Here is a 12,543-nt window from a genome sequence, read left to right on the forward strand (position 1 = left end):
GGCCAATGTTCTTCGGAACATTGGCCTTATCTGTTACTTCGAGGGGGCTGGGCGGTTAGAAGCCTGACGTGCCGGCGAACACCTGGATGAAGGCGAAGAAGATGCTGGCAATGACGCCCACATAGATCAGCGCCACGATGATCCAGCCCGAATCGGCCACGACGCGGGCGGCGCCGGACGGGACTGGGATGACCCCGGCCGAGATGTTGCGGATGGTGGTCCAGATGAAGAGCGGGATCATCGCGGCCCAGACGATCATGCAGAACGGGCACAGGACATGGATGTCATACAGGGCCTGGGACCACAGCCACACCACGAAGACGAAGCCGAGCGTGACGCCTACCTGCAGCCCGATCCAGTACCAGCGCGCGAACGTGGCGCCGGACAGCAGGGCCATACCCACGGTGATGATGATGGCGAACGCCACGATCCCGATGAACATGTTGGGGAAGCCAAAGAGTGAACTCTGCCAGGTCTTCATCACCTCGCCGCAGGAGATGAACGGATTCACATCGCACACGGTGGTGTGGTTGGGATCCTGCAGCACTGCGAGCTTTTCCAGGACCAGTGTTCCGGAAGCGAGCCAGCCGATAGCTCCGGTGATTACCAGGAGCCAGCCGAAGGGCCGGTTGCTGGCCATCATTGGCGTGTTTGCCACCTGGGTGCTGTCCGTGGTGGTGGCCCGCTCCTGGGCTTGCGTGCCGTTGACGGGGGAGATGCTGGGCATTGGTATGGCGTCCTTTTCGTCCGGTGCTCCTGAGCCTGATTGTAACGCCGGCGGCTGGAGGGAACGCCCAGGAAACAGAAAGCTTCCGGCACCTTCCCGCGTGATTTACCCCGCGTATGAGAGAATGAACGTGGCTGGAAGCCGAACCACATTCGGCCTCCGGTCCGGTGGTTTGTTCCCAAGACCGCCAATGACGAGCAGGGCAGGCTTCGGATCTTTCCGACACTCCCGCAACTCCATTGGACGGCACCTGGTTGTGACGTGTAGAACAACGGGTTTCAGAACGTTCCGCTGGCTCCTACGGGCTGCCGCACCCCAATGCCGGTGCGAACCTGGGAGTATCCACTTGACTTCTGTCAGCGCCTGCGGGTTTTGACAATATGTGCCCCAATGGGTGCCGGATGTGGCGGTACGTCAGGGGCAGGAGTGTTGCCACAGATGAACAATGAAACAGAGCTTTCCGTTAACGAGGTTGAACCGGCTGTGGAAGCCGCGGCCGAACCCAAAAAGGCTCCCCGGACCCGACGCAAGGCAGCGCCGAAAGCCGATGACGCAGTAGCCGCAGCCCCCGCCGCTGACGTGGCCACGGACGAAGCCCCCTCCGCCGCTGCGACGCCCGAAACTGCGGACGCCCCCGCAGCCCCGGCCAAGGCCGCCGCCCGGCGGCCCAGGGCCAAGAAGAAGGCAGACGCCGCCGAGCCGCTGCCCGCGTTCGCCACCGATGCAGAACCTGCCGACTCCGGTGCGGCCGCTGACGCGGCTACCGCCGAAGAAGCGACTGCGGCCGGTGAAGTACTCGTGGAACCCGCCGAGACCAAGCCGGTCCGCCGCCGCAGGGTTGCCACGAGGAAGGCTGCCCCTGCGGGGGACCCTGCAGAAACGCAGGCCACCGCGGAAACGCCTGCCGCTGCACAGGAACAGCCCGTCACCGCTGTCGCGCTGGACGCTGAAACGGCGGACCGGGGTGCCACAGCCCGGAAAGCGGCCGTGCAGGCGGCAGTAACCACGGCTGCAGAACAGGAACCCGACGCTGACGAAGCCGCAGCCACTGACGGGCCGGCGCAGGCCCAGGGCACGGCGGTTCCCGCTGCAGCAGGAGACTCAGCTGCCGCGCCGGCCGAAGCCGCCGCAGCTGCCCCGGCAGGGGAGGAACCTGGCGCGTTCGCCTCGTTGTTCCTCGAGCCCGCCTCGCCCACCTCCATGCTGTTCCAGGCGCCGGACCTGAGCACCGTTGTCCGCCCCGCTGCGCCCGCCGCAGCGGAACAGGGCGAGAACGAAGACGACGCCGAGGACAACGAATCCGAGGAATCCTCCGGCCGCCGCCGGCGCCGCAGCCGTGGCCGCCGGGGACGCAGCCGGCTGGACGAACGCGAGGACGCCGGAACCGAAGGCTCCGACGCGGACGACGCCGCTGACGAATCAGACGGGGAAGAAACCGGTCCGGCGGAGGACGGGGTGACGTCCCGGCGTCGCCGGCGTCGCCGCCGCGGTGACCAGGACCTTGAACTGACCGGCGGCAACGACGACGACCCGCCCAACACCGTTACCCGCGTGCGCGCACCGCGTGCCGTCAGCGAGGCGCCCGCCAGCAACCGGGTGACCAGCGTCAAGGGTTCCACCCGGCTGGAAGCCAAGAAACAGCGCCGCCGCGAATCCCGGGACACAGGCCGCCGCCGCACTGTCATTACCGAAGCGGAGTTCCTGGCCCGCCGCGAATCCGTGGACCGGCAGATGATTGTCCGCCAGCGCGACGACAGAATCCAGATCGGTGTCCTTGAGGACGGCGTCCTGGCCGAGCACTTTGTGTCCAAGACCCAGCAGGACTCGCTGATCGGCAACGTTTACCTGGGCAAGGTCCAGAACGTGCTGCCCTCCATGGAGGCCGCCTTCGTGGACATCGGACGCGGCCGCAACGCCGTCCTGTACGCGGGCGAAGTGAACTGGGAAGCCGTCAACCTTGAAGGCAAGCAGCGCCGCATCGAGAACGCGCTGAAGTCCGGCGACACCGTCCTGGTCCAGGTGACCAAGGACCCCGTGGGCCACAAGGGCGCCCGGCTGACCAGCCAGATCTCGCTGCCCGGCCGCTACCTCGTGTACGTCCCCGGCGGCTCCATGACCGGAATCTCCCGCAAGCTGCCCGACGTCGAGCGGAACAGGCTCAAGCGCATCCTCAAGGACCGCCTCCCGGAGCAAGCGGGCGTCATCGTGCGCACGGCGGCTGAAGGGGCGTCCGAGGAGGAGCTGACCCACGACATCAACCGGCTCCGTGCCCAGTGGGAAGGCATCGAAAGCCAGTCCTCCTCCACCAAGGTCCTGGCTCCGGAGCTGCTGTACGGCGAGCCCGACCTCACCATCAAAGTGGTCCGTGACGTCTTCAACGAGGACTTCTCCAAGCTGATCGTTTCCGGTGAGGAAGCCTGGGACACTATCGAGGCCTATGTCACCTATGTGGCTCCGGACCTGGTGGGTCGCCTCGAAAAGTGGACCAAGGACCAGGACATCTTCGCTGCCTGGCGGATTGATGAGCAGATCCACAAGGCCCTCGAGCGCAAGGTCTTCCTGCCCTCCGGCGGTTCGCTGGTGATCGACCGGACCGAAGCCATGACCGTGGTGGACGTCAACACCGGGAAGTTCACCGGCAGCGGAGGCAACCTCGAAGAGACCGTCACGAAGAACAACCTCGAAGCGGCCGAGGAAGTGGTGCGCCAGCTGCGGCTGCGCGACATCGGCGGCATCATCGTGATCGACTTCATCGACATGGTCCTGGAATCGAACCGCGACCTTGTCCTGCGCCGCATGGTGGAATGCCTGGGCCGTGACCGGACCAAGCACCAGGTGGCGGAAGTCACCTCGCTGGGACTTGTCCAGATGACCCGCAAGCGCATGGGCACCGGGCTCCTCGAAGTCTTCGGCGAGCAGTGCGAAGCCTGCGCCGGCCGCGGCGTCGTCACCCACGACGACCCCGTGGAGCACCGCCGCGCCAACATTGTGGCGGCTGAACAGCACGTCCACCGCTCAGATAACCGTTCGGATGCCCGCACCATCGGGAACCGGAACGAGGGCAACCGCAGCGAGGGTCAGCGCCATGAGGGCCAGCGCACCGACGGCAACCAGGAAGGCAACCGCGGCGAACGCAAGCGCCGCCGGGGACGGGGCGGCCAGGCGGCCGAACCGGCACCCGCACCTGCAGCCGTGGCCGCCCACCCCGTCCAGCCGGACCCGCACGAGGCCGAACGCCACGCCAAGGCTGAAGCCACCAGGCTGGCCCTGGCGAACATTGCCGCTGCTGCGCATGCCGCACACCTGCACGATGACGAGGTGGCTGCACGGCAGGCCCCTGCCCTGCAGGACGCGGGCACCACGGAGAAGCACGACGACGGGACGCCGGCACGCCCCGCGGCTGTCCTGACGTTCGGCGGCGAGAAGGTCGCACTGCCCTTCGTTGAGCACGCAGACGACCAGCAGTCCTCACCTGCACTGTCGCTCGACCGGCTGGCCGAAGCGTTCGCCCACCTGGGCCAGCCGGCTTCGCCTGTTGGCAGCCAGTCGCAGGAGTCCGGCACGGCCCAAGCCGCGCCGGCCACGCCCGAACCGGCGGAGGCAGTGGTTGCGGCACCCCAGCAGTCTGTTGCAGCGGCCCCGGACCTGTCGCGGCAGCGCCGTCCGCGGCGTAACCGCAGCGCAAGCCGGGCACAGGGCGCTGCCAACGAGACCACCGTGGAACACCACGAGAACGTCCCGTCGGCCAGCGAAGGCCACTCCCATGCCGCCAAGGCACCCGAGCCTGCCGCGCCGGCAGAACAGGCAGCCAAAGCCGATGCGCCCATCATCCTGGGCGTAGGGGTTCCCGCTTCCGAGCTCTGACCGGACCCCTGAACGGCAGATGCCCGGCCATCTGCCGTTAACAGGCAACGGCCCCAGCAGGGCACTTAACAGGTTCAGTCACCTTTCGGTTGACTGCCGTCCACCGGCTAGGCTGGGGACCGACACGGGGTGCCGCGCACCAGGCCCGGCTGAGATCCACACCCGTTGAACCTGTCCGGTTAGTACCGGCGAAGGGATGTCTCTTTTGTCTACGACCCTTGCCACGCCCGCAGCCACCCCGCTGCCCACTCCCTCCTTGCCCTCACTGCCGGCTGCCGGCCGGGACGTGCCCCGCGTCCTTGCCATCGCGGGCTCGGACCCTTCCGGTGGTGCCGGCATCCAGGCGGACCTCAAAAGCATCGCGGCGCACGGCGGCTATGGCATGGCCGCCATCACTGCCCTCACGGCCCAGAACACCCGCGGTGTTAGCGCCGTCCACGTTCCGCCGGCATCCTTTTTGGCACAGCAGCTGGCGGCCATCAGCGACGACATCCACATCGACGCGGTCAAGATTGGCATGTTGGGCGACGCCGGGGTGATCGCCGCCGTGCGCGCCTGGCTGGAGAAGGTGCGCCCCGCCGTCGTGGTCCTGGACCCCGTCATGGTTGCCACCAGCGGCGACCGGCTTTTGCAGGAGAGCGCCGAAGCCGCGCTCCGCAACCTGGTGCCGCTTGCCCACCTGGTCACCCCCAACCTGGCAGAGCTGGCCATGCTTCTGGAAGAAGATGTACAGGACACCTGGGAGGCGGCACTGGAACAGGGCAGGCGGCTTGCAGATGCCACCGGAACTGCCGTGCTGGTCAAGGGCGGCCACCTGCAGGACAGCAGCTGCCCCGACGCCCTGATCGGCCCGGCCGGCACGCTGTCCGCGGACATCATCGAAGTCCCGGGGGAGCGGGTGGCCACGCGCAACAGCCATGGCACCGGCTGCTCCCTGTCCTCCGCCATGGCAACAGTCCAGGCACGGGTAGGCAACTGGGAAGCAGCCCTTCGGGAAGTGAAACCCTGGCTTGCAGGGGCGTTGGCGGCGTCTGCTGCGCTGGAGGTGGGAAGCGGCAACGGGCCTGTGCACCATTTCCACCACATCAGCCAAGCCCTTCGGCCAGGCGGCTTCACGGCGCAGCTGCGGGAGGATGCCGACGCCCACCTTGAGTCGATCTACGCCCTGGACTTCATCCAGGGCCTGGCCTCGGGGGCACTTCCGGAAAGCGAGTTCGCGTATTACCTTGCGCAGGATGCCATCTACCTGAACGGGTACTCGCGCGTCCTCGCCCGGGCCAGCGCGCTGGCCCCTACGGAATCCGAGCAGCTGTTCTGGGCGGGATCTGCCCAGCAATGCCTCGAAGTGGAGTCGGAACTGCACCGTTCCTGGCTGAGCACCCGCACCGTCAGTCCCCAACTGGGGCCTGTCACCAAGGCCTACGTGGACCATCTGACCGCAGCTTCGGCGTCGGGCAGCTATGCGGTCCTGGCGGCAGCTGTCCTGCCGTGTTTCTGGCTGTATGCGGAAGCCGGGAAGACGCTCCATGCCAGGTTCCTGGCGGACGGAGAACCGGCAGGGCACCCCTACGCCGAGTGGCTCCGGACCTATGCCGACGAGGACTTTGCGGAGGCAACGCGCCGGGCCACAGCTGTGGTGGACGACGCGGCACGGAAGGCCTCCGATCTCGAGCGGCAGGCCATGGCCACCGCATTCCGGCAGTCCTGCCGGCTGGAAGTGGATTTCTTCGACGCGCCGCGGCTCCATTCCTGAAGCCAACGGGCCGCGCTGCCGGTACTATGGTGTGGCACGGCCCCGGTGGCGGACGATGTCTGTGGTTCCTATCACAGCCGACCCGCCGGAGCCAGCCTCATTTGCGACCGGAGACGGAATTAGCGTATTCTGGATCTTCGGTGCTTACGCCAACACTTGGGTTATGACCCCGGGAGCATGCCAACGTGGAAAACACTAGGCAGTCCTGCGGGATAACTCATGGAGACCTTCGGGAAATCCACGGCGTTGAGGCACAGCGGGAACCCAGCCAGCAAGTGCATCGGGTGCCGCACGCAATTTTAGTTATAAACGTCGAGAGAAGTGAGTTCCCAAGTGGTGTACGCGATTGTCCGCGCAGGCGGCCGCCAAGAGAAGGTTTCCGTTGGAGACTTCGTTACCCTGAACCGCGTCGCCGGTGGGGCTGGCAGCACCATCGAGCTGCCCGCACTGCTCCTGGTTGATGGTGACAAGATCACCACTGCCGCTGCTGACCTGGCCAAGGTGACCGTTACGGCTGAAATCCTCCAGGACCTCCGTGGTCCTAAGATTGTCATCCAGAAGTTCAAGAACAAGACCGGTTACAAGAAGCGCCAGGGTCACCGTCAGGAACTGACCAAGGTCAAGATCACTGGCATCAAGTAACTTCCGGTTACTGTTCAGGTTTTCAGCAGATTCCCCAGAATTTAAAGGCAGGCATTTCAAATGGCACATAAAAAGGGCGCGAGCTCCACTCGCAACGGTCGTGACTCCAACGCACAGTACCTCGGCGTCAAGCGCTTCGGCGGCCAGGTAGTTTCCGCCGGCGAGATCATCGTCCGCCAGCGTGGCACCCACTTCCACCCGGGCGCCGGCGTTGGCCGCGGCGGCGACGACACCCTGTTCGCACTGACCCCGGGCGCCGTTGAATTCGGTACCCGCCGCGGTCGTCGCGTCGTCAACATCGTTGCTGCTGCAGCTGCAGAGTAACAACCAGTTCTGAAGCGGTGGAGCGGGCCAGTTGGCCCGCTCCACTGTTCTTTTAAGCGCATTACAATCGATAGGGCGTCCATGGGCGCCCACACGACACTGAGGAGAATTACGTGGCCAGCTTTGTAGACCGGGTAGTACTGCACGTATCCGGCGGTACCGGCGGCCACGGTTGCGTTTCCGTCCACCGTGAGAAGTTCAAGCCCCTCGGCGGGCCCGACGGCGGCAACGGCGGCAACGGCGGCGACGTCATCCTCCGCGTGGACCACCAGACCACCACCCTCCTCGACTACCACCACGCCCCGCACCGGCACGCCACCAACGGCGGTCCCGGCATGGGCGACTGGCGCGGCGGCAAGAACGGCGAAACCCTGGTCCTGCCCGTCCCTGACGGCACCGTGGTGAAGTCAAAGGACGGCACCGTCCTGGCAGACCTCGTGGGGGAGGGCGCCGAATACGTCGCCGCCGCCGGGGGGCCGGGCGGGCTGGGCAACGCTGCCCTCTCGTCGCAGAAGCGCCGCGCGCCAGGCTTCGCCCTGCTCGGCATCGAGGGTGAATCCAGCGATATCGTCCTTGAGCTGAAGTCCATTGCAGACATCGCCCTGGTGGGATTCCCGTCCGCCGGCAAGTCCAGCCTCATCGCCGCCATGTCAGCCGCCCGCCCGAAGATCGCCGACTACCCGTTCACCACCCTCATCCCCAACCTGGGCGTTGTCCAGGCAGGCGACGTCCGGTTTACCATCGCGGACGTCCCGGGACTCATCGAAGGCGCCAGCGAAGGCAAGGGCCTTGGCCACAACTTCCTCCGCCACGTGGAACGCTGCGCCGCCTTGGTGCACGTCCTGGACTGCGGCACGCTCGAATCCGAACGCGATCCGCTGTCCGACCTCTCCATCATCGAGACCGAGCTTGAAAAGTATGCGGTGGACATGAGCTACGCCGGCCAGGACGGCGAAGTGGTCCCGCTGAACCACCGTCCCCGCCTCGTGGCACTGAACAAGGTGGACCTGCCGGACGGCAAGGACATGGCTGAATTCGTCCGCCCTGAGCTGGAGTCCCGTGGTTACCGGGTCTTCGAGGTCTCAGCTACCAGCCACGAGGGCCTGCGGCAGCTCGGCTTCGCCATGGCCGAGATCGTCAAGGCCGCACGGGATGCCGTTGAAGCCGCTCCGCCGAAGGTTACCCCCACCGTGCTGCGTCCGCGCGCCGTCAATGAAACCGGATTCCGGATCCGCCGCGAGGAGAAGGCCCACGAGCCGCTGTTCCGCGTCCTCGGCGACAAGCCTGTGCGCTGGGTCAAGCAGACAGACTTCACCAACGAAGAGGCTATTGGCTACCTGGCGGACCGGCTGGCAAGGCTGGGCGTGGAAACCGAACTCTTCAAGATGGGCGCCAAGCCCGGTGACACCGTGGTGATCGGTGAAGACGATGGCGTGGTCTTCGACTGGGAGCCCACCATGATGGCGGGTGCCGAACTGCTGGCGTCGCCGCGCGGCACCGACATCCGCTTCGCCGACACCGGCGACCGCCCCACCCGCAGCCAGAAGCGCGAGGAGCAGCAGGAACGCCGGGATGCCAAGGCCGCAGCCCGCGCCGAACTCGAGGCCGAACGCAAGGCCGGCATCTGGACAGAGTCCGTCAGTGGACGGCGCGCGGCCAAGCCCACTAAGGAAAGTGGCCTGGACTCCCGCGATGAGTCCTAAGTCCATAGCCACGGAACCGGCTTCCGGTTCCGTGGACAGGAGCGCGCTGGCCGGCGCCCGCCGGGTTGTGGTGAAAGTGGGCTCCTCCTCACTGACGAGCATCAAGGGCGGAATTTCCGAGGAGTCCCTCACGGCCCTCGCGGACGCCCTGGCGGCCAAGCGCAACAGCGGCACCGAGATCATCCTGGTTTCCTCCGGCGCCATCGCTGCCGGGCTGGCACCGCTTGGCCTCCCGAAGCGTCCCCGGGACCTTGCCACCCAGCAGGCTGCCGCCAGTGTGGGGCAGGGACTCCTCATGGCCCGGTACACGCAGGCGTTTGGAGCCCATGGCGTCACCGTCAGCCAGGTCCTGCTCACCGCAGAGGACCTGATGCGGCGGAGCCAGCACACCAACGCCTTCAGGGCCTTGGACCGGCTCCTGAACCTTGGCGTGGTTCCTGTGGTGAATGAGAACGACACCGTGGCCACCCACGAAATCCGCTTCGGCGACAACGACCGTCTGGCTGCCCTCGTGGCGCACCTGGTCCGCGCGGACGCGCTGGTGCTGCTCTCCGACGTCGACTCCCTCTACGACGGTCCGCCGGCCCACGGGGCGAAGCGCATTCCCGTGGTGGCAGGACCGCACGACCTCGAGGGAGTGTCCATCGGCAAAACCGGCAAAGCCGGGGTTGGCACCGGCGGCATGCTCACCAAAGTCGAGGCGGCCAGCATGGCCGCAGGATCCGGCATTCACGCCCTGGTGACCTCCACGCCCAACGCTGCCGCCGCACTCAACGGCGAGGACGTTGGCACCTGGTTCACCATCAACGGTGCCCGCAAACCGGTCCGCCTGCTGTGGCTTGCCCACGTTGCCTCTGTCCAGGGCAGGCTGGTCCTGGATGAGGGCGCCGTCCGGGCCGTCCGCCACCACCGGACCTCGCTGCTGCCGGCCGGTATATCCGCCGTGCACGGGGCCTTCGAAGCGGGCGACGCCGTCGAGATCGCAGGTGCGGACGGCACCGTCGTGGCCCGGGGCCTGGTCAACTACTCCTCCGACGAGCTGCCACGCATGCTGGGACGGTCCACTCGCGACCTCGGCGAGGAACTCGGCACCGGCTACGACCGTGAAGTTGTTCATGTTGACGACCTGGTGCTGGTTTGATCCGGGGCCTCGCCTAAACTTGAAGCATGACTGAAGCGCTGATTTCCAACACTGCTGACACCTCCGTAGACGCTGCTGCCGCCGGCGCGCAGCCGGCCACGCCTGCAGCAGCACCGGAATCACGCGACCGGAACCTCCCGGAGGCCGACGTTGAGGCTGCGGTTCACGCCATCGCCGACCGTTCGCGCCACGCCGCCCGCCGGATGGCCATGGCAAACCGGGCCTGGAAGGACCGCGGCCTGCGCGCCGTGGGGGCTGCGCTGCAGGCCAACACCCGCGCCATTCTCGATGCCAACGCGCGCGACGTCGCCAACGGCAAAGCCAACGGTACATCGGCGGCACTGTTGGACAGGCTTACCCTCACCGACGCCCGCATCGACGGCCTGGTTGCTGCCCTGGAGAACCTCGCCAACCTACCGGACCCTGTAGGCAACGTGGTCCGCGGCCAGACCCTTCCGAACGGACTGCGCCTGCGCCAGGTCAACGTTCCCATGGGTGTTGTAGCCGCAATCTACGAGGCCCGGCCTAACGTCACCGTGGACATCGCAGGACTTGCACTCAAGAGCGGCAACGCAGTGATCCTGCGCGGCGGCAGCGCAGCGGAGGCAACCAACGGCGTCCTGGTCAGGGTGCTGCGCGAAGCCCTGGAGTCAGTGGGACTGCCCGCCGACGCCGTCCAGACAGTGGACCAGTACGGCCGGGCCGGTGCCACCGTCCTGATGCGTGCCCGCGGCAGGGTTGACGTACTGATTCCGCGCGGCGGCCGTGACCTCATCCAGTCGGTGGTAACCAACTCCGCCGTACCGGTCATCGAAACGGGCGAGGGCAACGTCCACATCTTCATCGACGAATCAGCCAATGAGGACATGGCGGTGGAGATCCTCCTCAATGCCAAGACACAGCGGCCCAGCGTCTGCAATACCGTGGAAACCCTCCTGGTCCACTCCGGGTCCGCCGTCCTTCCCGCCGTAGCCAAAGCGCTCAGCAAGGCCGGTGTCCGCCTGCATGCCGATGAACGGGTCCGGGCAGCCCTGCCGTCTTCGATAGCTGCTGACGCCGCCACGGACGAGGACTGGGGCACGGAGTACATGGACCTCGACCTCGCCGTAGCAATGGTGGACAGCCTGGACGAAGCAGTCCGCCACATCCGCAAGTGGTCCACGGGCCACACCGAGGCAATCCTCACCAACGACCTCGCCAATGCCGAACGGTTCATCGCCGAGGTGGACTCTGCTGCCGTGATCGTCAACGCTTCAACCCGGTTTACCGATGGCGGAGAGCTCGGGCTCGGCGCCGAAGTGGGCATTTCCACCCAGAAGCTGCACGCCCGCGGACCCATGGGCCTCACCGAGCTCACCACCACCAAGTGGATCGTCCAGGGTGAGGGCCAAGTCCGCGGGTAGCAACGCGGTAACATAGACCAGACGCCAAAAAGCAGCGGGAAAGTCCGCTGCCCCAAAATACTTGAACCTAGGGGAGAACATGCTGTTCCAGCAGATCGCCACGACCATCGCCGCAGCAGGCGAAGCAGAACACGAGGAACTTGCGCCGCTGTGGGCTGAGCCGTGGGTCTTCGGCATCGTCATGTTCGCGATCCTCCTGGTCATGATGTTCGTCACGTTGTCCTACAACAACCTGGGCAACCGCCACACCGCCACGGAGGAGCACGCGGACCCGCACCGCCAGCACCCGAACAAGCACGATCACGGGCAGGGCCACTAACATTTCCCGCACTTTGCGCCGGAGCAGTGACAAGGGCCGGATTCGGCTGGGCGTGATGGGCGGGACGTTCGATCCCATCCATCACGGCCACCTTGTTGCCGCCAGTGAGGTGGCTGCAGAATTCGACCTGGACGAGGTCGTCTTTGTCCCCACCGGACAGCCATGGCAGAAGTCCCACAAAAGGGTCACCGAGCCGGAACACCGCTACCTCATGACCGTCATCGCCACCGCTTCCAATCCGCGGTTCACGGTAAGCCGGGTGGATGTGGACCGTCCCGGTCCCACCTACACGATCGACACACTGCGCGATCTTCGCGCGCAGCGGCCGGATGCGGACCTGTTCTTCATCACCGGCGCTGACGCCCTCGCGCAGATCCTGTCCTGGAAGGACATCGACGAACTGTGGTCCCTGGCCCATTTCGTTGGAGTCACCCGTCCGGGGCACGTCCTTGACGGCATGGGGCGCGACGACGTCAGCCTCCTCGAAGTGCCGGCCATGGCCATCTCTTCCACTGACTGCCGCACCCGGGTGGCGGGAAATGATCCCGTTTGGTACCTGGTGCCTGATGGCGTGGTGCAGTACATCGCGAAGTATGGCCTGTACGCCCCGGCAGCCGGGGACGATCAATCTTCCGAAGCACGCGAACGAGCCAGCACTGAATGAGTT

The 12,543-nt window shown here is 66.2% G+C and carries 10 protein-coding genes and 1 riboswitch; of the genes, 9 read left to right on the forward strand and 1 reads right to left on the reverse strand.

Annotated elements, in window-relative coordinates:
• Nucleotides 1-55: 55 nt before the first annotated feature.
• A complete protein-coding gene (locus UC32_RS13075) occupies nucleotides 56-727 on the reverse strand; it encodes a vitamin K epoxide reductase family protein (RefSeq protein ID WP_045731644.1) in 672 nt (223 codons plus the stop codon).
• Nucleotides 728-1,165: 438 nt separating this feature from the next.
• Here UC32_RS13075 and UC32_RS13080 point away from each other — a divergent pair, with 438 nt between their 5' ends.
• The 9 genes from UC32_RS13080 to nadD all read left to right on the forward strand — a co-directional run bounded on the left by UC32_RS13080 (nucleotide 1,166) and on the right by nadD (nucleotide 12,540).
• A complete protein-coding gene (locus tag UC32_RS13080; protein ID WP_045731645.1) occupies nucleotides 1,166-4,591 on the forward strand; it encodes an Rne/Rng family ribonuclease in 3,426 nt (1,141 codons plus the stop codon).
• A 115-nt stretch (nucleotides 4,592-4,706) separates the two neighbouring features.
• Nucleotides 4,707-4,805, forward strand: a riboswitch (TPP riboswitch).
• The gene (gene thiD, locus UC32_RS13085) at nucleotides 4,788-6,344 is read left to right on the forward strand and encodes a bifunctional hydroxymethylpyrimidine kinase/phosphomethylpyrimidine kinase (RefSeq protein WP_152642616.1); all 1,557 of its coding nucleotides are present in this window, start codon (nucleotides 4,788-4,790) and stop codon (nucleotides 6,342-6,344) included. It overlaps the preceding riboswitch by 18 nt.
• A gap of 333 nt (nucleotides 6,345-6,677) precedes the next feature.
• On the forward strand, nucleotides 6,678-6,986 hold the full coding sequence (rplU, locus tag UC32_RS13090; RefSeq protein WP_015937330.1) for a 50S ribosomal protein L21: 309 nt from the start codon (nucleotides 6,678-6,680) through the stop codon (nucleotides 6,984-6,986).
• 60 nt (nucleotides 6,987-7,046) lie between these two features.
• The gene (rpmA, locus tag UC32_RS13095; RefSeq protein WP_009372867.1) at nucleotides 7,047-7,310 is read left to right on the forward strand and encodes a 50S ribosomal protein L27; all 264 of its coding nucleotides are present in this window, start codon (nucleotides 7,047-7,049) and stop codon (nucleotides 7,308-7,310) included.
• Nucleotides 7,311-7,423: 113 nt separating this feature from the next.
• Nucleotides 7,424-9,013: a GTPase ObgE gene (gene obgE, locus UC32_RS13100; RefSeq protein WP_045731646.1), complete on the forward strand. Its 1,590-nt coding sequence runs from the start codon at nucleotides 7,424-7,426 to the stop codon at nucleotides 9,011-9,013.
• Nucleotides 9,003-10,154 carry a glutamate 5-kinase gene (gene proB, locus UC32_RS13105; protein WP_045731647.1) on the forward strand — a complete coding sequence of 384 codons (1,152 nt, stop codon included), beginning with the start codon at nucleotides 9,003-9,005 and terminating at the stop codon, nucleotides 10,152-10,154. Before obgE ends, proB begins: the two co-directional genes overlap by 11 nt.
• A 26-nt stretch (nucleotides 10,155-10,180) precedes the next feature.
• Nucleotides 10,181-11,557, forward strand: coding sequence for a glutamate-5-semialdehyde dehydrogenase (locus UC32_RS13110; protein ID WP_045731648.1), 1,377 nt, complete (start codon nucleotides 10,181-10,183; stop codon nucleotides 11,555-11,557).
• A 79-nt stretch (nucleotides 11,558-11,636) separates the two neighbouring features.
• Nucleotides 11,637-11,876 (forward strand): hypothetical protein, encoded by a 240-nt coding sequence (locus UC32_RS13115; RefSeq protein ID WP_045731649.1) that lies wholly within the window; start codon nucleotides 11,637-11,639, stop codon nucleotides 11,874-11,876.
• Nucleotides 11,877-11,889: 13 nt separating this feature from the next.
• Nucleotides 11,890-12,540: a nicotinate-nucleotide adenylyltransferase gene (gene nadD / locus UC32_RS13120; protein ID WP_268157358.1), complete on the forward strand. Its 651-nt coding sequence runs from the start codon at nucleotides 11,890-11,892 to the stop codon at nucleotides 12,538-12,540.
• The last annotated feature ends 3 nt before the right edge of the window (nucleotides 12,541-12,543 follow it).

Origin of the sequence: Pseudarthrobacter chlorophenolicus (assembly GCF_000962805.1) — a bacterium.
Classification (GTDB): Bacteria; Actinomycetota; Actinomycetes; order Actinomycetales; family Micrococcaceae; genus Arthrobacter; species Arthrobacter chlorophenolicus_A.

Coding starts and splice junctions, on each gene's coding strand:
- UC32_RS13075 (WP_045731644.1), bottom strand. CDS start 727: ATGCCCAGCATCTCCCCCGTCAACGGCACGCAAGCCCAGGAGCGGGCC.
- UC32_RS13080 (WP_045731645.1), top strand. CDS start 1,166: ATGAACAATGAAACAGAGCTTTCCGTTAACGAGGTTGAACCGGCTGTG.
- thiD (WP_152642616.1), top strand. CDS start 4,788: ATGTCTCTTTTGTCTACGACCCTTGCCACGCCCGCAGCCACCCCGCTG.
- rpmA (WP_009372867.1), top strand. CDS start 7,047: ATGGCACATAAAAAGGGCGCGAGCTCCACTCGCAACGGTCGTGACTCC.
- proB (WP_045731647.1), top strand. CDS start 9,003: ATGAGTCCTAAGTCCATAGCCACGGAACCGGCTTCCGGTTCCGTGGAC.
- UC32_RS13110 (WP_045731648.1), top strand. CDS start 10,181: ATGACTGAAGCGCTGATTTCCAACACTGCTGACACCTCCGTAGACGCT.
- UC32_RS13115 (WP_045731649.1), top strand. CDS start 11,637: ATGCTGTTCCAGCAGATCGCCACGACCATCGCCGCAGCAGGCGAAGCA.